The organism is Brevundimonas sp. FV1ps31S (assembly GCF_058681265.1).
In genome coordinates this window covers 2,499,450-2,522,079 of the sequence record NZ_CM178735.1, presented here as the reverse complement: position 1 = coordinate 2,522,079, position 22,630 = coordinate 2,499,450, and the positions used below count along the sequence as shown (strand labels likewise).

Genomic DNA, 22,630 nt, shown 5'->3' with positions numbered 1-22,630 from the left:
CGAGGGTGCGACGGAAGTCATGTTGCGTTCAGGCGCGGTCCGGCTATAGACGGCGCTTGCCCCGAGGTTAGCGGGGCGTGCGGAGCTATGCTGGCGACATGACGACCTTCGACGATCGGGAAAAGGCCTTCGAGGCCAAGTACGCCCTCGATCAGGAGCAGGAATTCAAGGCGATCGCCCGGCGCAACAGGATGTTGGGCCACTGGGCGGCCGAAAAGATGGGCCTGTCGGCCGAAAGCAGCGACCAGTACGCCGCCGCCATCGTGCGCGCCGACATGGAGCAGCCGGGCGACGAGGACGTGTTCCGCAAGGTCGCCGGCGACTTCAAGGCCTCGGGCCTGTCGGTGTCCGAAGGCGAGATCCGCTCCAAGATCGACGAACTGGCCTCCATCGCCCGCGAGCAGATTCGCGCCGGCGAGCCGCGCGCCGAATAATCATCAGAGACATCGGCCTTCGGGCCTGAACGCCAGACGTCGAAAGGGCCGCACCCGGGGGAAAGTGCGGCCCTTTCTTTTTGCCGGGGACGTTGGGGGATGTCTCACCCGGCGTACTGTGCGTCTCGCGCCCCTGAAGAACACGGGGCGGGGGATTTGGTTTCAGCCCGTTCCGACCGGACTGAAATTATTTTTTACGGCATCAGAACCGTATCGACGACGTGGACCATGCCGTTCGATTGAGCCACGTCGGCCTGGGTGATGGTGGACGTGCCGCCCTTGGCGTCGGTGATGACCCAGGTGTTGTTCGGGCCGGCTGCGACCTTCAGGTCTTCGCCCTGAACCGTCTCCAGGGTGGCGGTCCCGCCATTGGCCTGGGCCTGGCTGGCGATGTCGGCTGCGGTCAGGCGGCCGACGACGACGTGATAGGTCAGGATCTTGGTCAGGTCGTCCTTCATGGCCGGTTGCATCAGGGCGGTGCGGGTGGCCTCGGGAATTTTCTCGAAGGCGGCGTTGTCGGGGGCGAAGACGGTGAAAGGGCCGGGGCCCTGCAGAGTCTCGACCAGGTCTGCAGCCTGAACCGCGGCGACCAGTGTGGACAGGTTCGACGCCTTGGACGCATTGGCGACGATGGTCTCGTTCGGGCTCATGGAGGCGCCGCCGACCATCGGGTCGGCCGTCATGGGGGCCATGGCCGCGCCTTCGGCCGGCGCCATGGCGGTGGAGTCGGCGGGCGTGGCGGTTTCGTTGTTGTTGCAGGCGCCGAGCGCCATCAGCGTCCCGCCGGATACGGCGACGAGCATGAGCGTGCGAAGATTTGTCATGGTGTTTCGTTCCCTGTTGGTCCGCGCGGTGGCGGTCACGACAAGGTTACGTTCGAGTTCACCTAAAGGATGCGTGCGGCGTGACAAGAGGACGCAGCTTGGCCATTCAGTCTTCGAAGACGACGGTCTTTGTGCCTTGCAGCAAAACGCGGTCCTCGAGGTGTCGACGAACTGCTCGAGCCAGAACGCGACGCTCGATATCACGACCCTTACGGATCAAATCTTCCGGGGTGTCGCGGTGGCTGATCCGTTCGACGTCCTGTTCGATGATCGGGCCTTCGTCCAGGTCGGGCGTGACATAGTGGGCGGTGGCGCCGATGACCTTCACCCCGCGCGCATGGGCCTGGTGATAGGGGCGGGCGCCCTTGAAGCCCGGCAGGAAGGAATGGTGGATGTTGATGCAACGTCCCTCCAGCCGGCGGCTGAGATCGTCCGACAGGATCTGCATATAACGGGCGAGAACGACCAGTTCCGTGCCCGTGTCCTCGATCAGGCGCAGCAGGTCGCGCTCCTGCGCCGGTTTGTCGGCGGCGCTGACCGGCAGGTGGTGGAAGGGCAGGTCGCCCAGATCGACGTGGCCGATCATTTCTCGCGGATGGTTGGAGACGATCGCCGTCACCTGCATCGGCAGTTCGTCGATCCGCCAGCGGTACAGCAGGTCCGCCAGGCAGTGATCGAATTTGGACGTCAGGATCATCACCTTGCGCGGCGCCGGCCCGCGCAGGGTCCAGTCCATGGCGAACCGCTCGGCCAGGGGGGCGAAGGCGTCACGGATCGTCGCCTCCAGATCGCCGTCGGCCGGTTCGAACACCACGCGCATGAAGAAGGTGGCGCTGGAGGCGTCCCCGAACTGCTGGGCGTCCGAGATATTGGCGTCCCGCTCCAGCAGGAAGGCGGAAACGGCCGCGACGATGCCGTGGCGGTCGGGGCAGGAAAGGGTCAGGATCATCAGGCGGCAGGCTTATCCGGGAGAAAGTTCCCCAGTATGGCCCAGCTCTCCGCCTTTGCCGACAAGGATATTGCATGGGCGGGGCTGGAGGACGGCAGAACGACCAAGGCGACGCCATTCAGGTCGGCGAGGATCCGTCTTCCCAGCTTGGCCGCCAAGCCGCCGTTGAAGGCCACGGCGCGCAGTTGCGGCAGGCTTTCGATCAGCCCGCGCAGGTCCGCGGCTTCGGGCGACCGGATCGCCGCGTCCAGACTGCCGGATCGCTGTGCCGAGGCGATCACGTCCCACAGACCGACGCCGCGTGCCTTCAACCGGTCCAGGCGGTCAGGGTAGGGCAGGGCGGTTAGGGGCTCGTCCAGCACGCCGCCGATCAACGGCCAGAAGCCGTTGCGCGGGTGGGCGTAGTACTGGGCCGCCTTCAGCGAGGCGTCGCCGGGCAGGCTGCCGAGGATCAGCAGGCGGGTGTCCGCATCGACGACGGGGGAGAAGGCGTGTTTGGTCATTCGTGCCGACGCGCCGCGTCCCGATACACCTGGCGGTCGCGTCTGCCCATCGCGACGACGGTCACCGTGACGATTGCGTCCTCGACCCGATAGACCAGCCGATATCCGGAGTCGCGCAGCTTGATCTTGTAGTGATCGCGCATCCCGTGGAGCGCGTCCTTCGGCACGCGAGGATGTTCCAGCCGTTCGGCCAGCTTCTTCTTGAACTGGGCCCGGACCGGCGCCCCCAGTTTCTCCCACTCTTTCAGCGCAGTGGGGAGGAACTGAAGATCAAAGCGCATCGAGCGAGACGTGCACTGGCGTCTCGTCCTGCCGCTGGCGGATGGTCTCGATCAGCGCCAGATCGTCCAGGCGTTCGACCATCGCCTCATAGGCGGCGGCGGGGACCATATAGGCCATGACCCGATTGTGGTTCAGCACGGCTACGGTCTGGCCCGCCGCGTCGTCCATGACGGCGCTGGGGCTCTTCTTCAGGTCAGAGACGCTGACCGCGACAGAGGCTTCGACCCGTTGCATGGAGATAGAGTACGAAAATCGGTGCGATTTTCAATACTGAAGATTACCCCTCGCCGAACACCCGCTTGAACACCACGTCCACATTCTTGGTGTGGTAGCCGAGGTCGAACAGGGCCTCGAGCTGCTCGGCGGGCAGGGTGACTCGGTCGTCGGCCTTGAGGAAGTCCAGGAAGGCGCCTTCGCCGCGCCAGACCTTCATGGCGTTCTCCTGCACGGCGGCATAGGCCGCCTCGCGCGAGATCCCGGCCTGGGTCAGGGCCAGCATGACCCGTTGCGAATGCACCAGACCGCCCAGGCGGTCGATGTTGGCCTGCATGTTCTCGGGATAGACGTTCAGCCGCTCCACCACATTGGCCAGGCGCTGCAAAGCGAAGTCCAGGTGGATGGTGGCGTCGGGACCGATGCCGCGCTCGACCGACGAATGGCTGATGTCCCGCTCATGCCACAGGGCGACGTTTTCCATCGCCGGGGTCACGGCCGAGCGGACCAGACGGGCCAGGCCGGTCAGGTTCTCGGTCAGGATCGGGTTGCGCTTGTGCGGCATGGCCGACGAGCCCTTCTGGCCCTTGTCGAAGAATTCCTCGGCCTCCAGCACCTCGGTGCGTTGCAGGTGGCGGATCTCGACGGCGAGGCGTTCGACAGACGAGGCGACGACGCCCAGGGCGGCGAAGAAGGCGGCGTGACGGTCGCGCGGGATGACCTGGGTCGAGACCGGCTCAACCTGAAGTCCCATCTTGTCGGCGACATATTGCTCCACCGCCGGATCGACATTGGCGAAGGTGCCGACGGCGCCGGAGATGGCGCAGGTGGCGATCTCTTCCTTGGCGGTGACCAGGCGGCGTTTGGCGCGCTGGAACTCGGCGTGATAGCCGGCCAGCTTCAGGCCGAAGGTCACGGGCTCGGCGTGGATGCCGTGGCTGCGGCCGACGGTCGGGGTGTATTTATGCTCCTTGGCGCGGGTCTCCAGCGCCGCCAGAACCCGGTCCACGCCGTCGATCAGCAGGTCCGACGAGCGGGCCAGCTGGACCGCGAAACAGGTGTCCAGCACGTCCGACGAGGTCATGCCCTGGTGCAGGAAGCGGGCTTCGTCGCCGACGATCTCGGCCACATGGGTCAGGAAGGCGATGACGTCGTGTTTGGTGGTGCGCTCGATCTCGTCGATGCGGTCGGCGTCGAAGGTCGCGTCCTTGCCCTTGGCCCAGATGGCGTCCGCCGCGTCCTGGGGGATGACGCCCAGTTCGGCCATCTTGGTCGCGGCGTGGGCCTCGATCTCGAACCAGATCTTGTACTTGGTCTCTTGCGACCAGATGGCGGCGGCGACGGGGCGGGAATAGCGGGTGATCATGGGCCGGTCGTGTCGGTCCGGGCGGCGCCGGAGTCAAGGTTCATGGCGGCGGACCTTGCAAAAACCACCACGTCACGGCGACCTCTGGTCCCCACGGTTCTATGAAGACTCGCGCCACAGAGATGTCCCATTTGGGCTTCGCAAGATCGCATCCTGCTTAAGTCTCATTGAAGGTCTTGCTGAAGGCTGTATTACAAGCGTACATCGACGCGGGAGTCATGCGACTATGAAGATCACCGACGCCGAGTTCACGGTCATGGAGGCCTTGTGGCGAGGGCAGCCGCTGTCGGCGGAGGATTTGATCGCGGCGGTCTTGTCCGAGGCGAGCTGGGGCGAGGCGACGGTCAAGACCCTGATCAACCGCTTGCTGCGGAAGGGCGCCATTCGGTCCGAGCGGGCCAACGGTCGGCACAGCTATCATGCGGTGCTCGAACGGGCGGACTATGTGCAGGCCGAGAGCGAGACCCTGCTGGACCGGTTGTTCGGGGGGCAGCTCGCGCCGCTCGTGGCCCAGTTCGCGGATCGCAAGACGCTGAGCGCCGAGGATCGTCGGCGGTTGAAGGCGCTGATCGACCGGCTGGACGACGATGCGTGACCTGATCGGTCTGCTGCTGGAGCTGAACCTGGCGCTGGCGGGCGCGGTCGGGTTTGTCGCCTGTCTTCGAGGGTTTTTCCGTCAGTGGTTCGGTCCCCGCGCCGCCTATGGACTTTGGTGGGCGGTTCCCGTCGCCTTGGTTGCGGTCTGTATTCCGCGTGAGGGCGCGCTTTCGGGGGCGGCGGGCCTGGGGCTGTTTGCGGCACGCGAGGTCCAGATCGGTCTGGTGTTGACCTGGGTCGGCGGCATGCTGGTCAGCGCCCTGGCCATGGTCGTCGCTCAGCGCCGGTTCGCCGCCTTGGAGCGGCGAGGCGAGGCGGGCCCAGCCCTTATCGGCGTGCTGGTCGGGCGGCTGGTCATGCCGGCCGACGCGGACCGTCGATGGTCGCAGGAAGAAGTCGCCCTGATCCGCGCGCATGAACGGGCGCACCGGGAGCGGGGGGATCTGAGAGTGAACGCCGTCGTCGCCGGGCTTCGGTGCCTGTTCTGGTTCAATCCGCTCGCGCATCTCGGCGCGGGGATGCTGCGGTTCGACCAGGAGCTGGCCTGCGACGCCACGGTGATGGCGGGACGCCCCGGCCGGCGGCGGCTCTATGCGGAAGCCTTGTTGAAGGCGGGGTCGGCGTCCGCAAGCCCGCTTGGGTGCGGGTGGACCCAGGGCGGCGTCGCGGCGCTGGAGGCGCGGCTACGGGCGCTGCGGCTCAGTTGTTGGTCGCCGTCCAGCGCTGGGCTGCTGTTCACCGTCGCCGTCCTGGCGGTTACGGCGGGGACGGCCTGGCGGCTGCAACCGGCGACGCCTGAGGAGCCCCGCGTGCGGCCGGGAGTAGTGCTCCATCTTCGACTGTTGCCGCCGACGCAGGCGCGTTGAAATCGCAAAGGACAGGCTTGACCAATCTACAAATGTAAATCAGATTACATTTGTAACCCACTGGGAGAGATGTCATGCGCCTTAAGTCCTTTTTGATCTTGGCGGCGAGCCTGTCCGCCTGGAGCGCCCAGGCGCAAACCGTGGAGCCGGGGGGACGCGGCCTGAAAATTCTCGCGGCGTTCAATGATGCGGGGCCGCTGAACAAGGTGATTGTTCTGGGTCTGTTGGCCTGTGCGATCGCAGCCCTGGTGATCGCGGTGCGGGGACGATTGGGGCGGGCGTCCGCCGGAGCGGGCTTCGTGTCCGGATTGCGCGTCGGCGGCCCATTGATCGCCCTGGCTGCCGTGTTCCACAATCTTCTCTGCTGGAATGTCTACCAGGCCTGGTTCAACCGACCGCCGTCGCCCCTGCAACTGGCCCAGGGCAATGCGGAACTGGCGCTGATCGCCGTCGCGGGCACGCTCGCATCTGCTGTCGCTGTGTTCAGCCTGGCCCATCTGCGGGCGGTTCACGACCGGCGCTTGGGTAAGGAATCGGGCGGTGAATGAGGGCGGGCGGGCGGTGATCGGCCTGGTCGCGGTCTTGATGCTGACCGCCTGCGAGGCCGACACCCACCGTTGGCTGGACCGACAGGCGGCCGTGGACCCGCCGGCGCTGTGGCAGGTCGAGACGCCGGACGGGGACGCGCGGCCGGTGCGGATCTGCGCCGACCGAAAGCTCAGCGACGGTTTCGCCGAGTTGATGCCTTCGGTTCAGGAGCAGGACTGCGAGATTTCGCGAGCGCCGGTCGAGATCGAGGGCGGGAAGATCCAGACCTGCACCCTGTCCGGCCAGAAATTCCTGGTGCGAACGCGCAAAACAGGCTCCGCGGACAGGTTCACCGTCGATTTTCGCGCGGAACGGCTGAATGCGCGCCCGCCTCAGGTCTTCGTCCAGCAGAGGCGATACGTGCGGCTCGGCCCCTGTCTCAAGGGCTGGCGCGTCGGTGACAACAGCGATCAGGATGGCGGGCGCAGCAATAAGATCTGGCCCTCCGCCTGGTGAGGCGAGACGGCGGATCCCCTAGAGCTGCCCCATCGTATTGTCGTGATCCACGGCCTGCCGCTTCAGCCAGGCGACGAAGGCCGTGGCGCTGGGCGACGGCGGGCGGTCGCGGGGCTGGACGACGGAATAGGCGAAGCCGACCGCTTCCGAACCGTCGGGGAAGGGGGCGACCAGGCGGCCGGAGGCGAGGTCGGCCTGGGCCAGGGTGCGTTTGGCCAGGGCGACGCCGCGGCCGGCCATGGCGGCCTCGATCAGCAGGCCCGACTGGTTGAAACGTGAGCCCCGGCGCGGGTCTGGGTGGCGCACGCCGCGCGCCTTCAGCCACATGGCCCAGTCGGGGCGGCTGGGGTCGCCGTCGTTGGACATGTCGTGCAGCAGGGTGTGGCGCATCAGGTCGGCGGGCGTGCGGATCGGGTGTTCGCCGTCCATCAGGGATGGGGCGCAGACGGGCAGGACCGTCTCGGTCATCAGCCGGTCCACGGTCAGGCCGGGATAGTCGCCGGGGCCGTAGCGGACGGCGAGATCGACCTTGCCCTCGGTCAGGTCGGCCGGCTCCATGTCGGCCGAGATCCACAGCTCGATCTCGGGATGGGCGGTGTGGAAGTCGTCCATGCGCGGCATCAGCCATTTGGAGGCGAAGCCGGGCGCGACGCTGATCGACACCTGTTTACGGCGCGGCGGTTCGCGCAGCAGGGCCGAGGCGTCCATCAGCCGCTCGAACCCTTCGCGCAGCAGGGGGACGGAGGAGCGGCCCAGGTCGGTCAGTTGCAGGCCGCGCGCCTCACGCACGAACAGGGGGCCGCCGACGATGTCCTCGAGCAGGCGGATCTGCTGGCTGACGGCGCCCGGCGTCACCGCTAATTCGTCGGCGGCGCGCGAGAAGTTCAGGTGACGCGCGGCGGCCTCGAAGGCGCGAAGGGCGTTGAGCGGGAGCAGGGAACGGGCCATCGCCGTTAGAAATCCTATCAGCGAGCCAAAGGCAATCTGGTTTGCGGGTCTGGACGGGGAAGCCGATGGTTCGCGCTCTGCCGTCGTCCCCTTCTTCCCCTGATGACGGCCCTGAAAGCAAGATGATGCGTGTATTTCTCGCCTCCATTCCGCTCGAGGCCGCCAAGATCGTGATCATAGGCGGCGGTGAGCCCGCCCTGGCCAAGCTGCGACTGTTTCTGAACACGCCGGCCGAGCTGCTGTGGTTCGCGCCGGATGGCGCGCCGCCGAAGATGGAGACGCCGCTGACGGCGCCGGAGCCGGTGCTGCGTACGCCCGAGGCGGACGACCTGGCGGGCGCGCGTCTGGTCTTCATGGCCCTGGACGACGCGGATGAGCTGACGCGGCTGGGCGCCCTGGCCCGGGCGGCGGGGGCTCAGGTCAATGTGGTGGACAAGCCCCATCTGAGCGACTTCCAGACCCCGGCCCTGATCGACCGCGACGAGGTTGTGATCGGGGTCGCCACCGGCGGATCGGCGCCCATACTGGCGCGCGACGTGCGCTCGCGGATCGAGGGCGTGCTGCCGGCGGGTCTGGCCAATGTGGCCCGGCTGGCGCGCGAGCTGCGCGACACGGTCAAGGCGAATGTGCCCGACTTCATGGCGCGGCGTCGGTTCTGGGAGAAGGCGTTCCGGGGGCCGGCGGCCGATCTGGCCGCGGCAGGCCGCACGGCCGAGGCGCGGCGCGAGATGCTGCGGCTGCTGAATTCGGCCGCGCCGGAACAGGGCGTGGTCCATATCGTCGGGGCGGGGCCGGGCGATCCCGAGCTGCTGACCCTGAAGGCGCTGCGGGTGTTGCAGGACGCCGATGTCATTATTCACGACCGGCTGGTGCCGGATGCGGTGCTGGAGCGGGCGCGGCGCGACGCCAAACGCCTGTATGTCGGCAAGGCGCGCGGCGAACATTCGGTGCCACAGGACCAGATCGAGGCCCTGATGATCGAGGAGGCCAAGGCGGGGCACCGCGTCGTGCGGCTGAAGGGCGGCGATCCCTTCGTCTTCGGTCGCGGCGGCGAGGAACTGGAGGCCATGCGAGCGGCGGGCGTGCCGGTCTTCGTCGTGCCGGGCGTGACGGCGGCCTTGGCCTGCGCGGCCTCGGCGGGGATTCCGCTGACCCACCGCGACCACGCCCAGGCGGTGACCTTCGTGACGGCCCAGGCCAAGCCGGGCGGCGTCGACGCCGACTGGACCCGACTGGCTGGAGCCAACCATACCTTGGCCATCTATATGGGCGTGGACCGGGCCGAGGAGACGGCGGCCAAGCTGATGGCGGCGGGCCGTCTGGGCTCGACCCCGGTCGCCATTGTCGAGAACGGCAGCCGGCCGGACGAACGGGTGCTGACCGGCCGACTGGACGGGCTGGGCGCCCTGGTGCGCGGCGCCGACCTGAGCGGGCCGGCCCTCTTGTTCGTCGGCGAGACGGCGGCCTTCTCGGCGGCCCAGTTGGACGTACGTGCGGAGTTCGCGGCGTGAAGATCGTCACCGCAAACCGTCTGTCGGATGGCCGTGTCATCTATGCGGGCGTGGACAATCAGCCGGTCGAGGGCATCGATCAGGCCTCGACCCTGGACGACGCCACGGCCGAGATCGTGCTGGCCGAGGTCGCCGGGCGACCGGACATCTTCGTCAATCCCTATCTGGTCGAGGTTCAGGAGCGCACGCCCTCGGGCCGGGACCGGCTGAAGGAGCGGATCCGCGCGACCGGGCCGACCGTGGGCAACAGCCTGGTGCGGGAGTCCGCCTGATGTATCGCTACGACGAGTTCGACCACGCTCTGGTGCGTGAACGGGTCGAGGAGTTTTCCGACCAGGTGGCGCGCCGCGCGTCCGGCGCCCTGACCGAGGACGAGTTCAAGCCGCTGCGGCTCATGAACGGGGTCTATCTGCAACTCCACGCCTATATGCTGCGGGTCGCCATTCCCTATGGGACGTTCAATAGTCGGCAGATGCGCCAGCTGGCCCATATCGCCCGCACCTATGACAAGGGCTACGGCCATTTCACCACGCGGACGAACATCCAGTACAACTGGCCGGCCCTGACCGATCTGCCGGCGATCCTGAGCGATCTGGCCGATGTCGAGATGCACGCCATCCAGACCTCGGGCAACTGCATCCGCAACACGACGACCGACGTCTTCGCCGGCGCCGCCGACGACGAGATCGAGGATCCGCGTCCCTGGTGCGAGATCATCCGGCAGTGGTCGACGATCCACCCGGAGTTCAGCTTCCTGCCGCGCAAGTTCAAGATTGCGGTGATCGGGGCCGAGAAGGATCGGGCGGCGATCCGCACCCATGACGTGGGGCTTCAGATCGTGCGTGGCGAGGACGGCGGGACGGCTTTCCGCGTCTTCGTCGGCGGGGGGCAGGGGCGTCTGCCCCATATCGGCCAGGAGATTGCATCGGCCGTGCCGGCGGCGGACCTGCTGGCCTATCTGACCGCCATACTGCGGGCGTGGAACCTGCTGGGACGGCGCGACAATATCCATAAGGCGCGGATCAAGATCCTGGTCGCCTCGGTCGGGCTGGAGGCCTTCCGCGAGGAGGTGGACAAGCATTACGCCACCCTGCGCCTGGAAGACCTGCGGATCCCGGAAGACGAGGCCGAGCGGATCAAGGCCTATTTCGCCCCGCCGCCGTTCGAGGATCTGCCCAAGGCGAGCGCGCCGTTCGACCGCGCCCTGCTGGCCGATCCGGACTTCGCCCGGTTCGCGAGGAACAATGTGCGGCGTCACCGCAAGGCGGGCTACGCCTCGGTGGTGGTTTCGCTGAAGCCGGTCGGCGGGGTGCCGGGCGACATCACGGCGGACCAGATGGACGCGGTGGCGGATCTTGCCGAGCGATACGCCTTCGACGAACTGCGCGCCGCCTATGAGCAGAACCTGGTCCTGCCGCATGTGAAGCTGGACGACGTGCCGGCGCTCTGGCGGGCGTTGCGCGAGGCGGGACTGGCGACGGCCAACGCCGATCTGGCGACCGACGTGATCGCCTGCCCGGGGCTGGATTACTGCAGTTTGGCCAACGCCCGGTCGATCCCCGTGGCCCAGGCCCTGTCGAAGCGGCTGGCCGACATGGACTATCAGGAGCGGCTGGGGCCGGTCCGGATCAATATGAGCGGGTGCATCAACGCCTGCGGCCACCACCACGTCGGCCACATCGGCGTGCTGGGCGTCGATCGGAAGGGCGAGGAATATTACCAGATCACCGTCGGCGGTTCGCCCGACGAACAGGCGGCCCTGGGCGACATCGTCGGCAAGAGTCTGCCGGCGGACGAGGTCGCGCCCGCGATCCAGCGGACCCTGGACCGCTATCTTGAAATCCGCGCCGAGGGCGAGCGGTTCATCGACACGGTGCGCCGCGTCGGTCCCGATCCTTTCCGCGACGCCATCTATGAGACGCTCGATGCTGCAAACGCTTGAAGGGGTCCAGAACGGGCCCCGCCTGTCGGTCACGACCCCGCTGGACGAGGTCGAGGCCGCCGCCGCCGCGACCGACGTGCTGGTGCTGGAGTTCGACGCCTTTCGCGACGGGCGCGGCTTCTCGCTGGCGGCGGTGCTGCGCGAGCGGGGCTATGCCGGACGTCTGATCGCGGCGGGCAAGGTCTTGCCGGACCAGGCGCGGCAACTGCGGCGCTCGGGCTTTGACGCGGTGGAGCTGGCGCCCGGCGCGGACACGACGGCGTGGGCGCGGATGGACCATGCGTTCAGCGGTTCCTATCAGCCGGCGGTCGATCCGGCGCCGACCATCTGGCAAAGGCGGCGGGCGGCGTCGAACGACCCCGACCTGCAAGGTCTGGCCGACCGGCTGAACCGCGAGACGGCCGGCAAGGACGCTTCGGAAATACTGAAAGCGGCGCTGGATCCGGCGCTGGGTCTGCGTGTCGGCGCCATATCCTCGTTCGGGGCGGAATCGGCGGCCCTGCTGCACATCGTCGCCGAGACGGACCGGGACGTGCCGGTGGTCTTTCTGGAAACGGGTCAGCATTTCCTCCAGACCCTGTCCTATCGCACCCAGCTGACCAAGGCCCTGGGCCTGACCGACGTGCGGCTGGTCACGCCCGACGCGAACGAAAAAGCGACCCTGGACGCGCGCGACGACCTGTGGCGGACCGACGCCGACGCCTGCTGCGACCTGCGGAAGGTGCGGCCTTTGGCGCGGGCGACGGCGGGGTTCAACGCCGTCATCACCGGGCGCAAACGCTATCAGGCCGCCACGCGCGCCGAACTGAAGCCGTTCGAGGTGCTGGACGGGGTGCTGCGGATCAATCCGCTGGCCGACTGGGACGCCGACGACGTCGAGGCCTGGCTGGAGGCGCACGACCTGCCGCGTCACCCCCTGGTCGAGCAGGGCTATCGCTCCATCGGCTGCTGGCCCTGCACCCGCGCGGTCCAGGAGGACGAAGAGGCGCGCGCCGGACGCTGGTCGGGGATGGACAAGGTCGAGTGCGGCATCCACCTAGGCAAGCGTCAGGTCGCGGCCTGATCCCCCTCCCGTTCGATTTCGCCTGAAAGCTGAAACGTGTCCGTCACACCGTCTGTCATCGACCTGATCGGCCATACGCCGCTGGTCCGCCTGAACCGCCTGTCCGATGAGACGGGCTGCGAAATCCTGGGCAAGGCCGAGTTCATGAACCCCGGCGGGTCGATCAAGGACCGCGCCGCCCTGTCTATCGTCCAGACCGCGCGGGCGTCGGGCGCACTGAAGCCCGGCGGGACCATCGTCGAGGGCACGGCGGGCAACACCGGCATCGGCCTGGCCCTGGTCGGGGCGGCCCTGGGTCATCCGGTGGTCATCGTCATTCCGCGCACCCAGTCGGAAGAGAAGAAGTCCGCCATCCGTTCGCTGGGCGCGCGTCTGGTCGAGGTGGACGCCGCCCCCTTCTCCAGCCCGAACCATTTCGTCCATTATTCGGGGCGTCTGGCGTCCGAACTGAACGAGAGCGAGGCGGCCGGGGCGATCTGGGCGAACCAGTTCGACAACACCGCCAACCGCGACGCCCATTATACGACGACCGCGCCGGAGATCTGGGAGCAGACCGGCGGCAAGATCGACGCCTTCGTCTCGGCCGTTGGCTCGGGCGGCACCATCTCGGGCGTCGCCGCCTATCTGCGCGAGAAGAAGCCGGACGTGACCATCGCCCTGGCCGACCCGGCCGGCGCGGCCCTGTTCAACTGGTTCACCAAGGGCGAGATGAAGGGCGAAGGCTCGTCGATCACCGAGGGGATCGGGGTGGCGCGGATCACCGGCAATCTCGAAGGGTTCAAGCCCGATCACGCCTATCGGATCGAAGACGCCGAGTTCCTGCCAATCCTGTTCGACCTGGTGAAGTATGAAGGCCTGTCGCTGGGCGGATCGGCTGGGGTCAATATCGCCGGCGCCGTGCGGTTGGCGCGCGAGATCGGGCCGGGCAAGACGATTGTCACCTGCCTGTGCGATCCGGGCTCGCGCTATGCGTCCAAGCTGTTCAATCCGGAATTCCTGCGCTCGAAGGGTTTGCCGGTTCCGGGGTGGGCTTAGGACCCTCTCCCGCTTGCGGGAGAGGTGGCCCGGTGTCCGCGCAGCGGACCAGGGTCGGAGAGGGGAGTCTCGTTTAAACGGAAGACTTCCCCCATCGTCAGGCGTGTCGCTTCGCGCCACGACCTGACACTTCCCCCGCAAGCGGGGGAAGGTCCTATTTCTCCTCTGCGATCCAGGCGTCCATGCGCTGGTCCAGCAGGGCCAGCGGCAGCGGGCCCTCCGTCAGCAGGGCGTCGTGGAAGGTGCGGATGTTGAACTTCGGCCCCAGTTCGCGCTCGGCGCGGGCGCGGATTTCGCGCAGGCGGATTTCGCCGATCTTGTAGGCCGTGGCCTGGCCGGGCCAGCCGATGTAGCGCTGAAGCTCGGTCTCGATATTGTGGGGCGCGAGGGCCGAGTTGTCGCGGAAACAGGCGCGCGCCTGTTCTTCGCTCCAGCCCATCCAGTGCAGGCCGGTGTCCGCGACCAGGCGGCAGGCGCGCCACATCTCGTAGGACAGGCGGCCGAACCGTTCGTAGGGCGTACGGTAGAAGCCCATCTCCTCGCCAAGAAATTCGGCGTACAGGCCCCAGCCCTCTGTGAAGGCGGTGACATTGGCCTGGCGACGGAAATAGGGTTGGCCCTCGGCCTCCTGTTGCAGGGCGATCTGGATGTGGTGGCCGGGCACGGCCTCGTGCAGGGTCAGGGCGGGCAGTTCATACAGCGGGCGCTGGTTCAGCTTCGACGTATTGACCACATAGTGACCGGCCACGCCGTTCTGCATCGAGCCGCCGTTGTAGCGACCGGTGGTGTAGTTTTCCTCGATCTGGGGCGGGACCGGCTGCACGTCGTAGGGCAGGCGGGGCAGGGTGGCGAACAGGGCCGGCAGGCCGCCGTCCGCGCGCTTGGCCATCTCCGACGCCTTCTCGATCAGGGCTTCGCGCGTGGGGGCGTAGAATTGGGGATCGGTGCGCAGGAAGGCCAGGAAGCCGGCGAAGTCGCCGGTCCAGCCAGCGGCCTTCATCTCCACATCCATTCGGGCGCGGATGCGGGCGACCTCGGACAGGCCGATCTGGTGGATCTGGTCCGGCGTCAGGTCCGTGGTCGTGTGGCCGCGCACGAGATAGGCGTACATCGCCTTGCCGCCGGGGCGGTTTCCCAGACCCGGTTCGGTCGGGGTCTTGGGCAGGTATTCGGTCTCGAGGAAGGTCAGCCAGGCCCGGCGCGCCGGAACGATGGTCGAGGCGACGGCCGACGCGGCCTGGGCCTTCAGCCGATCGCGCTCGGCCTGCGGCACGGTCGAGGGCAGGGTGGACAGGGGTTTCAGCAGCGGCTCGGCGTCGGGTGTGATCGCAACGTCGTTGCGCGCCAGCGCCAGCGCGCTTTCGGTCACCGAGCGCGCCTGCACCAGACCGGTTTCAAGGCCGCGCCGGGCGTTCGCCGTGGTCTGGGCGTAGATGTCGCCGAAGCCCCGGATGCGGCGCACATAGGCCTCGGCCTCGGCGACCGAGTTCAGTCGCGTGCTTCCGCCGACATAGAGGGCCCAGGTCCCCGGCCCGCCCTCGCTGTCGAAGGCCAGGCGCGAGGTGTCATAGTCGAGCCCCTCGAGGCTGCGCTTCAGGCTGTAGAGCAGGAAGGCGTGGTTGATGCCGCCGCTGTGGGACAGGCCTGAGGGGGCGATGGCCTGTAGCCGGGCCACGAAGGTTTCCAGCGGCGCGCGCTGGGCCAGTTCGAATTCGCGCGACAGATCCGGCACCCGGCCCATGGCGTCCACGTCGCCTTCCTCGCCGGCGGAGAAGGGGTCGATAGACTTCAGATAGGTTTCGTAGTCCGCGATCACGGCGTCGAGGGCGATCTGGGCCGGCGTCGGCGCAGGCGTCTGGACGGGGGGCACGGCGACCGGGGACGGCTGGGCGCCGGCGGTCGACGGCGCCGCTATGGCGAAAACAGCCGCAACGGCCAGGTAGGAAATATTCATGACGCCCCTTCCAGATGATCGACAGGCAAGCGGACCGCGGCGAGGCGGTCAAGCCGCAGAGATCAGTCGCAGGCGGCGAAGAAGCGTTCGATGCCGGTTCGGGACGACGGGTGGGCGGCATAGGTCCGGCGTTCGTCGCCCTCCCAGACAGCGATCCAGCCCAGGCGACGGAAGCGCTGGAAGACAGGATCCTTGGCCTTGGCCTGCGCCTCGGCATAGTGGCCCGGGATGATGCCGGCGGGTTCGGACATCGCCGCATAGGTTTCCATATCGCCGCCGGATTCCAGACGCAGGTGGGACGTCGGCTTGTCCACCACCGCGGCGAGGTCCAGCACGCCGGACGCCGTGCGGCAGGACAGTTTCAGCTTCACCTCGTCGCTGTCGGCGAGACCATAGGTGAGGCTGTTTTCCGGCGGCTCCTGGTGCAGATGCCAGTCGAGGTCCGAGACGGGGGCCGGCCCGGCTGCCTCCGACGTCAACTGGGGCGCTGCGCCGGGATGGGGCGTGGCGCAGGCGGCGAGCGCCGACAGAGCCAGAAGGGGCAGGAAGGGCTTCACCAGGCGCATGATCGACTCCTATCTGGAGCAACGGTCGGCGAAGCGTCGAAGCTTGGCAAGATGGGAACGTTCGACCTTGATCACGCCGCCTGTTTCCCCGGCCATGATCGAGAGGTCGCCGGATCCTACAAAGGCGGCGAAGAGCGGATGGTCGGTGCGCAGGACGACTTCCAGTCGGCCGCCCCGACCGATGCGGGCCTCGCTGGTCGTCGAGGCCGCGCCCGAGGTCAGGCGAGCAAAGCTGGACCGGGGCGTCGGCTCCGCCTGAACATCATAGACAGTGATGTCGACCAAGCCGCCCGGAGGATCGCACTGAAGGGTGACCCGAAGGCGAGGGGTGTCGGGGATTTCGTTGGCGAGAACGACGGGACCGCCGCCTTCATAAAGTGTCCAGGTCCAATCCGGTCCCGATTGAGGCGCAGGGACCTGGGACCCGGCAGCCTGGGCGCCTGCCGTCTGCAGACCCGCCGTCTGGGCAGCGAGCACCAGGGCGGCCGCGAGAAAAGGATTCATCGATCAGCCCCGCCCACAGCGGACGCAAGGCGCGTCCCAGCTTCATTTCGTCAAGCGCGTGACGATCCGCAATAGGCGAGGAAGTTGGAGATCATTCCCCGCTCGGCCGAATCAGCCTTGAGCTGGAAACGTCCGGCATCGCCCTGGACGGACATAGCGCCCCTTGAAACCAAGCCTGTCAGGCTGGCGTCTCTCAGGGACAGGCGCGTCTCGACCGCGTCGCCGCCGCTCATTGGGTCCAGGGGTGTGGGGCCGAACGAGGTGGCGATCAAGCGCGGCGAGTCCGGCTGCACATCGCCATAGATCACGGCGGTCGCATCCCCCGGCGAACAGGTGATCATCATCGCCAACTGATCGGAGTTGGCGACGCCATAAGCCAGTTTGGCCATAGTCCCTTCGTGGCTGACATGCCACGCCATCGCCGGAGCCTCGGCGTAGGCAGGAGACGGCGCGGGCTCGAGCGGCTGGGTCCGGGCGGCGAAAGCGACCAGGACGACTGAGGCGGCGGCGGGGATCAGAACCTTGAACATGTCAGTACTCGCGTCTGGCTGGCAAACGCGGGTAGACGTTAACGGTTCACGGCTCCGCTTTGATGATTATGACCTGTGGCATGGCCGCATCACGGGTGTGGCCTAGAAGGGGCTGAACCGCTCGACTAGGCTCTGGGCCGCTGGGGTGGCCTGCATCCGGCTGATGTCGCCGCGGCCGCCGTAGGAGATGCGGGCTTCGGCGATCTGGGTATGGTTGATCGAGTTGGCCGATGAAATGTCCTCGGGCCGCACGATGCCGGCGACGGTCAGTTCGCGGACCTCGCGATTGGTGCGCACTTCTTGCCGACCCTGGATCACCATGTTGCCGTTGGCCAGAACATCGGTGACGACCGCCGCGACGGTCAGGGAGACCTTCTCAGAGCGGCTGACCGATCCGGAACCGGTGGCGTTGGATTCACCTTCCAGCCCGACCATGTTGGCGGGATCGAACCCGCCGGGGAAGGCGCGGCCCAGGCTGTTCTCCAGGCCGAAGAAGTTCGAAACCCCGGCCGAGGAGTCGTTCGACCGCGACCGCGCGGTGGTGTTTTGCGTCTGGGCCCGGTCGTCGATATCGATTTTTACGGTCAGGATGTCGCCGACGTGGCGGGCGCGCTGGTCGCCGAAGAAGGTGCGGGCGCCGATGCGCCACAGGCTGTTGGCGCTGGCGGGGGTCGATTCTCCGCGAAGGGCCGGGGCGGGCATATAGGCCTGCTGGACCGGAACCAGGGCGGCGGGATAGCCGATCGGGGCCAGTTGCGGTCCGCGGACGGCTTCGACGGCGGTCGAACAGGCCCCCAGGGAGGCGCCGGCGGCGATGAGGATCAGAGTCTTACGCATGACGGAATTCCCTAGCGGGCGGCGAACTGTTGAGACGTGGCGCGAGTGATGTCGGCGACGGGGCCGGCGACCGCCTGGCCCGGGCCGGACGCCACAGCATCGATGATCCGGTTGGAGGCGGTATTGAGGACGGCGACAGGCTCGCCCTGGCGCGCATTGCGCATGGCCTTGCCCATGATGCTCAGGTTCACCCCGCCGACCTGATAGGTAACGCGCACCATGTCGTTGCGGGCGATGACCTGTTGGCCGGAGACTTGTCGCGCGGGACCGGCGGCGACAGAGGACTGTCGCGCTTGAAGCGCTGCGGTCTGGGTGCTCCCTGTATCAAGGTCGGGAGCGGAGGATCGCCGAACGACGACGCGGCGCAGGCCGGCGGGATTGTCCCAGTCCAGCCCGGCCTGACGGGCCTGAGCCTGCAGCTGGCCGGCCTCGAACACGACGGAGGGGCCGACGCGTCGGGCCACAACGACCCCGGCTGCGGCGCCGGCGCCGTCGAAGACGTCGCCCAGGGTGACGTCGCCATCGGCGTCGACCGGATTGGACTTCAGCGTCACAGGCGCGGCGACGGCTGCGCCGGCAAGGGCGCAGAAGACGGCGGAGACGAGCAGGGTGCGAAGGCTGATCATGGCTTACCCCTTCACCTGGGCCGCCACCGACAGCATTTCGTCGGCGGTGGAGATGACCTTGGAGTTCATTTCATAGGCGCGCTGCGCAACGATCAGCGCACTGATCTCGGACACCGAGTCGACGTTCGAAGCTTCGGTATAGGCCTGCAGAATCTGGCCGAAGCCGACGTCGCCCGGCGTGCCGACATTGGCGGCGCCCGAGGCGGCGGTCTCCAACAGCAGATTGTCGCCGATGGCCTCCAGGCCGGCCTCGTTGAAGAAGGTGGCCAGCTCGATCTGTCCGACCGTGGTCGGCGCGGTCTGACCCGCCTGCGTCACCTGCACCAGCCCCGACTTGGAGATGGTGATGTCGGTGGCGTCCTGCGGAATGGTGATGGCCGGCTCCAGCGCATAGCCATCGTCGGTGACGATCTGGCCTTCCTGGTTGACCTGCAGATTGCCGGCCCGGGTGTAGCCGATCTCGCCCGACGGCAGGGTGATCTGGAAATAGCCCTTGCCGTCAATGGCCATGTCATAGGGGTTGCCGGTCGCTTGGGGCGTGCCCTGTTCGGTGACGCGGTAGACGGCGCCGGCCTTGACGCCCGCACCGATCTGGATGCCGGTCGGGACGACGGTGCCCTGGCTGGACGATTGCGCTCCCATCCGTTCGACGTTCTGGTACAGCAGGTCCTGGAACTCGGCGCGCTGCTTCTTGAAGCCCACCGTGTTCATGTTGGCGATGTTGTTGGAGATGACCTCCACATTCAGCTGCTGGGCGGCCATGCCCGAGGCTGCGGTTCTGAGCGCGCGCATTGTCCGGCTCTCCTTTAAGCGGCCCGGCCGAGGCGCTCGACGGCGCGACGGCTGAGGTCGGTGGTGTTCTCGATCATCCGGGTGATGCTCTCGTAGGCCCGGCTGATCTCGATGAGATTGGTGATTTCCATCAACGGATTGACGTTCGACGCCTCCAGCGAGCCCTGATGAATCTGGACGTCGTTCGCCTCGACCGGCTGGATGTTGGAGGCGTTGCGGTAAAGACCGTCGCCGCCCTTCTCGAGCACGCCCGGGGTGTCGAAGCGGACCACGGACAGACGGCCGGTGATCTGGCCGTCCTGGGTGATGGTGCCGTCGGCGCCGACCGAGACGGCGCCGAGGTTCGGGTCGAGCACGATCTCGGCCCCGCCGCCCAGGACGGCCTGGCCCTGTTTGGTGGTCAGCCGTCCCTCGGGGTCGATGGTGAAGGCGCCGTCGCGGGTATAGGCCTCGCCGGCGGCTCCGTCGCGCACGGTGAAGAAGGCGGTCTCGCCGGCGATGGCGAAATCAAGGGGACGGCCGGTCTCCGACATCGCCCCTTGGCCGAAGTCGCGACCGACGCCGTTGTCCAGCACGAAGCTGGCCGAAGGACGGATGGCGTCGTTGCGGGCCCGCTGGCCCACTTCCGTGCCGACCATCAGCTGTTCGACCTTGAATCCGGTGGTGTCGGCGTTGGCGACGTTGTTGGCCACGATATCGAGTTCGCGGCGCAGCGTCATCTGACGGGACAATCCGATATAGGCGGCGTTTTCCACGAGAGGCGTGCTCCTTCGCCAATCCTCCACGCAACGGCCGTGCCAACAGGGTTAATCAAGGCGGAATGCGGGTTTGCGCCCTAAGGGACACCCCCTAGCCCGGCAAAATCTGCCGTTTGTAAACGTGGCGTTAACCAAGCCCGGTCGATCCTCCCCATGAGATTCTCCGGGGCGAGCGCATGTTGAAGTTTGGCAAGAAGAAGGGCGACCCGAACGCTGAAGCCGACGCGCCGGCCGCTGCAGAGGGCGCCGAGGGCGAAGAGGGCGCGCCGAAGAAAAAGAAGCTGCCGATCCTGTTCATCATCGCCCCGGTCGCCTTGCTGGTGCTGGGTGGAGGCGGCGCCGCGGCCTTCTTCCTGATGAAGCCCAAACCCGCGGAGGCTCATGGCGAAGCGGCGGCGGAAGGTCACGGTGAAGAGGCCGCAGCCGGCCACGGCGAGGAAAAGGCCGAGGCCGGAGGGCACGGCAAGGAAGCGAAAAAGGAAGAGGGCGGGGGACATGGCGCGCCCGCCGAGGGCGGCGAGGCCGACCCGTCGCTGGGCAAGATCTCGGAAGGGCCTGACGGCGTGACCTTCTACACCCTGCCGGACATGGTCATGAACATCCAGTCGACGGGCGGTCGGGCGACCTTCCTGAAGCTGAAGCTCACTCTGGAAATGCACGACGCCGAAGTCGCCACCCAACTCCAGTCCGAAATGCCGCGTCTGCAGGACATGTTCACCGGCTTCATGCGCGAACTTCGGCCCGAGGACCTGAGCGGTTCGGCTGGGACCTATCAGCTGCGCGCCGAGATACTACGGCGGGTTAATCTGATCGCCGCGCCGGGCAAGGTCGATGCGGTGCTGATTGAAGAAATGCTGGTGAACTAGAGCATGACCGACGCCCCGATCGAGGCCTTCGGAGGCTTGGGCGATCCCGCGGACGCCATGTCCGAGCGCGTTCTGAATCAGGACGAGATCGACAGTCTGCTGGGCTTCGATCTCGGCGACGACGACGGCTCCGAGAAATCAGGCATCCGAGCCATCATCAATTCGGCCCTCGTCTCGTACGAGCGTCTGCCGATGCTGGAGATCGTGTTCGACCGCCTGGTGCGGTTGATGACGACCTCGCTGCGGAATTTCACCTCCGACAACGTCGAGGTGTCGCTGGACAATATCTCGTCGATCCGGTTCGGCGACTATCTGAACTCGATCCCGCTGCCGGCCATCCTCGCGGTGTTCCGGGCGGAGGAGCTGGACAACTACGGTCTGCTGACGGTCGATTCCAACCTGATCTATTCGATCGTGGACGTCCTGCTGGGCGGACGGCGCGGCACAGCGGCGCTGCGGATCGAGGGGCGGCCCTACACCACTATCGAGCGGGTGCTGGTGCAGCGGATGGTCGAGGTGGTGCTGAACGACGCCCGGCAGGCGTTCGAACCCCTGACCCCGGTCACCTTCAATCTGGACCGGCTAGAGACCAATCCGCGCTTCGCCGCCATCGCCCGTCCAGCCAACGCCGCCATCCTGATCAAGCTCCGCATCGACATGGAGGATCGCGGCGGCCGGATCGAACTGCTGCTGCCCTATGCGACGCTTGAGCCCATCCGGAAAATGCTGCTGCAGCAGTTCATGGGCGAGAAGTTCGGCCGCGACAACATCTGGGAAGGCCACTTGGCCACGGAAATCTGGACGACCGAGACCGAGGTGCGCGCGGTGCTGGACGAACAGACCATGCCGCTGTCCACCGTGTTGAATCTCAAGGTGGGCGATACGATGATGCTGAACGCCACGCCAGATTCGGAGATCTCGATTCAGGCGGGCGCCATACCGCTGACCACCGGCCGGATGGGCCGCAAGGGCCAGCACATCGCCGTGCGGGTCGAGGGACCGATCAATCCCGAGGCCGCCGCCCGTATTAGAGGGTCTCGTTGATGGCCGGCATGATCATGGACGGGGTGCTGATGGCGCTGCTGATCGCGGCGATCGGCTATGGGATCAAGCTGGAGCGCAAGCTTGCGGCCCTGCGCGCCGGTCAGCTGGCCTTCGCCCAGGCGGTGACCGAGCTGAACGCCGCCGCCGGCCGCGCCGAAGCGGCCCTGGCGACCTTGCGCGCCTCGGGCCAGGAGACCGACCTCCTGCACGACCGCATCATCAAGGCGCGCGAGGTCAAGCAGCAGCTGGAGACCCTGATCGCGCGGGGCGCGCCCATCGCGCCGGCTCGCGCCCCGGAGGAAAGCGCACCGGTCCAGGCCGAGGCCTTCCGCCCCGCCGCGCCTGCCGCCGTTAATGATGACGAGGAACGCGCCCGCCGCATGGCCGTGCTGGCTCAGCGGATCCAGGGCATGACGGCTCCCGCCGCCGCGCCGCGAGCGGGCGTTCCGGCCGGCCGCGACAATGTCGCCGCCATCGTCCAGGCCCTGACTGCAGCCGGGTCCGCTAACCAGATTGCAAAACAAAACCTAAACGCCGCGCGTCGTAATCTCGACGACGATCTGTTCGCCGCCTGAG

28 protein-coding genes are annotated in these 22,630 nt (G+C 67.2%); 13 read left to right on the top strand and 15 right to left on the bottom strand.

What is annotated here, in order from left to right; all coding sequences use genetic code 11:
- Positions 1 to 98 precede the first annotated feature (98 nt).
- Positions 99 to 434: a DUF1476 domain-containing protein gene (locus tag ACVPT3_RS12010; protein WP_492041115.1), complete on the top strand. Its 336-nt coding sequence runs from the start codon at positions 99 to 101 to the stop codon at positions 432 to 434.
- Positions 435 to 628: 194 nt separating this feature from the next.
- Here the strand turns inward: ACVPT3_RS12010 and ACVPT3_RS12005 are convergent, their stop codons facing one another.
- From ACVPT3_RS12005 to purB, 6 genes are all read right to left on the bottom strand, one after another.
- Entirely contained in the window at positions 629 to 1,258 is a 630-nt protein-coding gene (locus ACVPT3_RS12005) for a fasciclin domain-containing protein (protein WP_492041114.1), read from the bottom strand.
- A gap of 106 nt (positions 1,259 to 1,364) precedes the next feature.
- Positions 1,365 to 2,207, bottom strand: a complete 843-nt coding sequence (gene purU, locus ACVPT3_RS12000; RefSeq protein ID WP_492041113.1) for a formyltetrahydrofolate deformylase — start codon at positions 2,205 to 2,207, stop codon at positions 1,365 to 1,367.
- Positions 2,207 to 2,710 (bottom strand): DNA-deoxyinosine glycosylase, encoded by a 504-nt coding sequence (locus ACVPT3_RS11995; protein WP_492041112.1) that lies wholly within the window; start codon positions 2,708 to 2,710, stop codon positions 2,207 to 2,209. The genes purU and ACVPT3_RS11995 overlap by 1 nt, the downstream gene beginning before the upstream one ends.
- Positions 2,707 to 2,991, bottom strand: a complete 285-nt coding sequence (locus tag ACVPT3_RS11990; protein ID WP_492041111.1) for a type II toxin-antitoxin system RelE family toxin — start codon at positions 2,989 to 2,991, stop codon at positions 2,707 to 2,709. The genes ACVPT3_RS11995 and ACVPT3_RS11990 overlap by 4 nt, the downstream gene beginning before the upstream one ends.
- Complete coding sequence (locus tag ACVPT3_RS11985) at positions 2,981 to 3,226, bottom strand: type II toxin-antitoxin system Phd/YefM family antitoxin (RefSeq protein ID WP_492041110.1); 246 nt, start codon at positions 3,224 to 3,226, stop codon at positions 2,981 to 2,983. The genes ACVPT3_RS11990 and ACVPT3_RS11985 overlap by 11 nt, the downstream gene beginning before the upstream one ends.
- A gap of 43 nt (positions 3,227 to 3,269) precedes the next feature.
- A complete protein-coding gene (gene purB / locus ACVPT3_RS11980; RefSeq protein WP_492041109.1) occupies positions 3,270 to 4,571 on the bottom strand; it encodes an adenylosuccinate lyase in 1,302 nt (433 codons plus the stop codon).
- A 226-nt stretch (positions 4,572 to 4,797) separates the two neighbouring features.
- Between purB and ACVPT3_RS11975 the strand changes: the two genes are divergently transcribed.
- From ACVPT3_RS11975 to ACVPT3_RS11960, 4 genes are all read left to right on the top strand, one after another.
- A complete protein-coding gene (locus tag ACVPT3_RS11975; RefSeq protein ID WP_492041108.1) occupies positions 4,798 to 5,166 on the top strand; it encodes a BlaI/MecI/CopY family transcriptional regulator in 369 nt (122 codons plus the stop codon).
- The gene (locus ACVPT3_RS11970; protein ID WP_492041107.1) at positions 5,159 to 6,034 is read left to right on the top strand and encodes a M56 family metallopeptidase; all 876 of its coding nucleotides are present in this window, start codon (positions 5,159 to 5,161) and stop codon (positions 6,032 to 6,034) included. Before ACVPT3_RS11975 ends, ACVPT3_RS11970 begins: the two co-directional genes overlap by 8 nt.
- Before the next feature lie 74 nt (positions 6,035 to 6,108).
- Positions 6,109 to 6,582, top strand: a complete 474-nt coding sequence (locus ACVPT3_RS11965) for a hypothetical protein (protein ID WP_492041106.1) — start codon at positions 6,109 to 6,111, stop codon at positions 6,580 to 6,582.
- Positions 6,575 to 7,078 (top strand): hypothetical protein, encoded by a 504-nt coding sequence (locus tag ACVPT3_RS11960; protein WP_492041105.1) that lies wholly within the window; start codon positions 6,575 to 6,577, stop codon positions 7,076 to 7,078. The genes ACVPT3_RS11965 and ACVPT3_RS11960 overlap by 8 nt, the downstream gene beginning before the upstream one ends.
- Positions 7,079 to 7,096: 18 nt before the next feature.
- Here ACVPT3_RS11960 and gcvA read toward each other — a convergent pair whose 3' ends face one another.
- Positions 7,097 to 8,026 (bottom strand): transcriptional regulator GcvA, encoded by a 930-nt coding sequence (gene gcvA / locus ACVPT3_RS11955; RefSeq protein ID WP_492041104.1) that lies wholly within the window; start codon positions 8,024 to 8,026, stop codon positions 7,097 to 7,099.
- Between the two features lie 122 nt (positions 8,027 to 8,148).
- On the opposite strand from gcvA, the gene cysG reads away from it, so the two are divergent.
- The 5 genes from cysG to ACVPT3_RS11930 are packed head-to-tail and all read left to right on the top strand — an operon-like array spanning position 8,149 to position 13,577.
- A complete protein-coding gene (cysG, locus tag ACVPT3_RS11950) occupies positions 8,149 to 9,537 on the top strand; it encodes a siroheme synthase CysG (protein ID WP_492041103.1) in 1,389 nt (462 codons plus the stop codon).
- On the top strand, positions 9,534 to 9,809 hold the full coding sequence (locus ACVPT3_RS11945; protein WP_492041102.1) for a DUF2849 domain-containing protein: 276 nt from the start codon (positions 9,534 to 9,536) through the stop codon (positions 9,807 to 9,809). The genes cysG and ACVPT3_RS11945 overlap by 4 nt, the downstream gene beginning before the upstream one ends.
- A complete protein-coding gene (locus ACVPT3_RS11940) occupies positions 9,809 to 11,479 on the top strand; it encodes a nitrite/sulfite reductase (protein ID WP_492041101.1) in 1,671 nt (556 codons plus the stop codon). The genes ACVPT3_RS11945 and ACVPT3_RS11940 overlap by 1 nt, the downstream gene beginning before the upstream one ends.
- Positions 11,463 to 12,542, top strand: coding sequence for a phosphoadenylyl-sulfate reductase (locus ACVPT3_RS11935; protein WP_492041100.1), 1,080 nt, complete (start codon positions 11,463 to 11,465; stop codon positions 12,540 to 12,542). The genes ACVPT3_RS11940 and ACVPT3_RS11935 overlap by 17 nt, the downstream gene beginning before the upstream one ends.
- A gap of 36 nt (positions 12,543 to 12,578) precedes the next feature.
- Positions 12,579 to 13,577 carry a cysteine synthase A gene (locus ACVPT3_RS11930; protein ID WP_492041099.1) on the top strand — a complete coding sequence of 333 codons (999 nt, stop codon included), beginning with the start codon at positions 12,579 to 12,581 and terminating at the stop codon, positions 13,575 to 13,577.
- A 154-nt stretch (positions 13,578 to 13,731) separates the two neighbouring features.
- Here ACVPT3_RS11930 and ACVPT3_RS11925 read toward each other — a convergent pair whose 3' ends face one another.
- The 8 genes from ACVPT3_RS11925 to flgF form a co-directional block, all read right to left on the bottom strand.
- Positions 13,732 to 15,531, bottom strand: a complete 1,800-nt coding sequence (locus ACVPT3_RS11925) for a DUF885 domain-containing protein (RefSeq protein ID WP_492041098.1) — start codon at positions 15,529 to 15,531, stop codon at positions 13,732 to 13,734.
- A 62-nt stretch (positions 15,532 to 15,593) separates the two neighbouring features.
- Positions 15,594 to 16,097 (bottom strand): hypothetical protein, encoded by a 504-nt coding sequence (locus tag ACVPT3_RS11920; RefSeq protein ID WP_492041097.1) that lies wholly within the window; start codon positions 16,095 to 16,097, stop codon positions 15,594 to 15,596.
- Positions 16,098 to 16,106: 9 nt separating this feature from the next.
- Positions 16,107 to 16,601, bottom strand: coding sequence for a hypothetical protein (locus tag ACVPT3_RS11915; protein WP_492041096.1), 495 nt, complete (start codon positions 16,599 to 16,601; stop codon positions 16,107 to 16,109).
- A 50-nt stretch (positions 16,602 to 16,651) separates the two neighbouring features.
- Positions 16,652 to 17,131: a hypothetical protein gene (locus ACVPT3_RS11910; RefSeq protein WP_492041095.1), complete on the bottom strand. Its 480-nt coding sequence runs from the start codon at positions 17,129 to 17,131 to the stop codon at positions 16,652 to 16,654.
- Between the two features lie 102 nt (positions 17,132 to 17,233).
- Positions 17,234 to 17,968, bottom strand: coding sequence for a flagellar basal body L-ring protein FlgH (gene flgH, locus ACVPT3_RS11905; protein WP_492041094.1), 735 nt, complete (start codon positions 17,966 to 17,968; stop codon positions 17,234 to 17,236).
- A gap of 11 nt (positions 17,969 to 17,979) precedes the next feature.
- Positions 17,980 to 18,594 carry a flagella basal body P-ring formation protein FlgA gene (locus ACVPT3_RS11900; RefSeq protein WP_492041093.1) on the bottom strand — a complete coding sequence of 205 codons (615 nt, stop codon included), beginning with the start codon at positions 18,592 to 18,594 and terminating at the stop codon, positions 17,980 to 17,982.
- 3 nt (positions 18,595 to 18,597) lie between these two features.
- Complete coding sequence (gene flgG, locus ACVPT3_RS11895; protein WP_492041092.1) at positions 18,598 to 19,386, bottom strand: flagellar basal-body rod protein FlgG; 789 nt, start codon at positions 19,384 to 19,386, stop codon at positions 18,598 to 18,600.
- A gap of 14 nt (positions 19,387 to 19,400) precedes the next feature.
- Positions 19,401 to 20,141, bottom strand: a complete 741-nt coding sequence (flgF, locus tag ACVPT3_RS11890) for a flagellar basal-body rod protein FlgF (RefSeq protein WP_492041091.1) — start codon at positions 20,139 to 20,141, stop codon at positions 19,401 to 19,403.
- Positions 20,142 to 20,320: 179 nt separating this feature from the next.
- Between flgF and ACVPT3_RS11885 the strand changes: the two genes are divergently transcribed.
- Genes ACVPT3_RS11885 through ACVPT3_RS11875 form a run of 3 tightly spaced genes read left to right on the top strand, consistent with a single transcriptional unit; the run spans position 20,321 to position 22,629 of the window.
- Entirely contained in the window at positions 20,321 to 21,010 is a 690-nt protein-coding gene (locus ACVPT3_RS11885; protein ID WP_492041090.1) for a flagellar basal body-associated FliL family protein, read from the top strand.
- 3 nt (positions 21,011 to 21,013) lie between these two features.
- Positions 21,014 to 22,054 carry a flagellar motor switch protein FliM gene (gene fliM / locus ACVPT3_RS11880; protein WP_492041089.1) on the top strand — a complete coding sequence of 347 codons (1,041 nt, stop codon included), beginning with the start codon at positions 21,014 to 21,016 and terminating at the stop codon, positions 22,052 to 22,054.
- Positions 22,054 to 22,629: a DUF6468 domain-containing protein gene (locus ACVPT3_RS11875; protein WP_492041088.1), complete on the top strand. Its 576-nt coding sequence runs from the start codon at positions 22,054 to 22,056 to the stop codon at positions 22,627 to 22,629. The genes fliM and ACVPT3_RS11875 overlap by 1 nt, the downstream gene beginning before the upstream one ends.
- Position 22,630: the final 1 nt, after the last annotated feature.

Bases quoted from the DNA above. Each gene is read 5' to 3' on its own strand.
- ACVPT3_RS12010 (WP_492041115.1), top strand. From the start codon at position 99: ATGACGACCTTCGACGATCGGGAAAAGGCCTTCGAGGCCAAGTACGCC.
- ACVPT3_RS12005 (WP_492041114.1), bottom strand. From the start codon at position 1,258: ATGACAAATCTTCGCACGCTCATGCTCGTCGCCGTATCCGGCGGGACG.
- purU (WP_492041113.1), bottom strand. From the start codon at position 2,207: ATGATCCTGACCCTTTCCTGCCCCGACCGCCACGGCATCGTCGCGGCC.
- ACVPT3_RS11995 (WP_492041112.1), bottom strand. From the start codon at position 2,710: ATGACCAAACACGCCTTCTCCCCCGTCGTCGATGCGGACACCCGCCTG.
- ACVPT3_RS11990 (WP_492041111.1), bottom strand. From the start codon at position 2,991: ATGCGCTTTGATCTTCAGTTCCTCCCCACTGCGCTGAAAGAGTGGGAG.
- ACVPT3_RS11985 (WP_492041110.1), bottom strand. From the start codon at position 3,226: ATGCAACGGGTCGAAGCCTCTGTCGCGGTCAGCGTCTCTGACCTGAAG.
- purB (WP_492041109.1), bottom strand. From the start codon at position 4,571: ATGATCACCCGCTATTCCCGCCCCGTCGCCGCCGCCATCTGGTCGCAA.
- ACVPT3_RS11975 (WP_492041108.1), top strand. From the start codon at position 4,798: ATGAAGATCACCGACGCCGAGTTCACGGTCATGGAGGCCTTGTGGCGA.
- ACVPT3_RS11970 (WP_492041107.1), top strand. From the start codon at position 5,159: ATGCGTGACCTGATCGGTCTGCTGCTGGAGCTGAACCTGGCGCTGGCG.
- ACVPT3_RS11965 (WP_492041106.1), top strand. From the start codon at position 6,109: ATGCGCCTTAAGTCCTTTTTGATCTTGGCGGCGAGCCTGTCCGCCTGG.
- gcvA (WP_492041104.1), bottom strand. From the start codon at position 8,026: ATGGCCCGTTCCCTGCTCCCGCTCAACGCCCTTCGCGCCTTCGAGGCC.
- cysG (WP_492041103.1), top strand. From the start codon at position 8,149: ATGATGCGTGTATTTCTCGCCTCCATTCCGCTCGAGGCCGCCAAGATC.
- ACVPT3_RS11940 (WP_492041101.1), top strand. From the start codon at position 9,809: ATGTATCGCTACGACGAGTTCGACCACGCTCTGGTGCGTGAACGGGTC.
- ACVPT3_RS11935 (WP_492041100.1), top strand. From the start codon at position 11,463: ATGCTGCAAACGCTTGAAGGGGTCCAGAACGGGCCCCGCCTGTCGGTC.
- ACVPT3_RS11925 (WP_492041098.1), bottom strand. From the start codon at position 15,531: ATGAATATTTCCTACCTGGCCGTTGCGGCTGTTTTCGCCATAGCGGCG.
- ACVPT3_RS11920 (WP_492041097.1), bottom strand. From the start codon at position 16,097: ATGCGCCTGGTGAAGCCCTTCCTGCCCCTTCTGGCTCTGTCGGCGCTC.
- ACVPT3_RS11915 (WP_492041096.1), bottom strand. From the start codon at position 16,601: ATGAATCCTTTTCTCGCGGCCGCCCTGGTGCTCGCTGCCCAGACGGCG.
- ACVPT3_RS11910 (WP_492041095.1), bottom strand. From the start codon at position 17,131: ATGTTCAAGGTTCTGATCCCCGCCGCCGCCTCAGTCGTCCTGGTCGCT.
- flgH (WP_492041094.1), bottom strand. From the start codon at position 17,968: ATGCGTAAGACTCTGATCCTCATCGCCGCCGGCGCCTCCCTGGGGGCC.
- ACVPT3_RS11900 (WP_492041093.1), bottom strand. From the start codon at position 18,594: ATGATCAGCCTTCGCACCCTGCTCGTCTCCGCCGTCTTCTGCGCCCTT.
- flgG (WP_492041092.1), bottom strand. From the start codon at position 19,386: ATGCGCGCGCTCAGAACCGCAGCCTCGGGCATGGCCGCCCAGCAGCTG.
- ACVPT3_RS11885 (WP_492041090.1), top strand. From the start codon at position 20,321: ATGTTGAAGTTTGGCAAGAAGAAGGGCGACCCGAACGCTGAAGCCGAC.
- fliM (WP_492041089.1), top strand. From the start codon at position 21,014: ATGACCGACGCCCCGATCGAGGCCTTCGGAGGCTTGGGCGATCCCGCG.
- ACVPT3_RS11875 (WP_492041088.1), top strand. From the start codon at position 22,054: ATGGCCGGCATGATCATGGACGGGGTGCTGATGGCGCTGCTGATCGCG.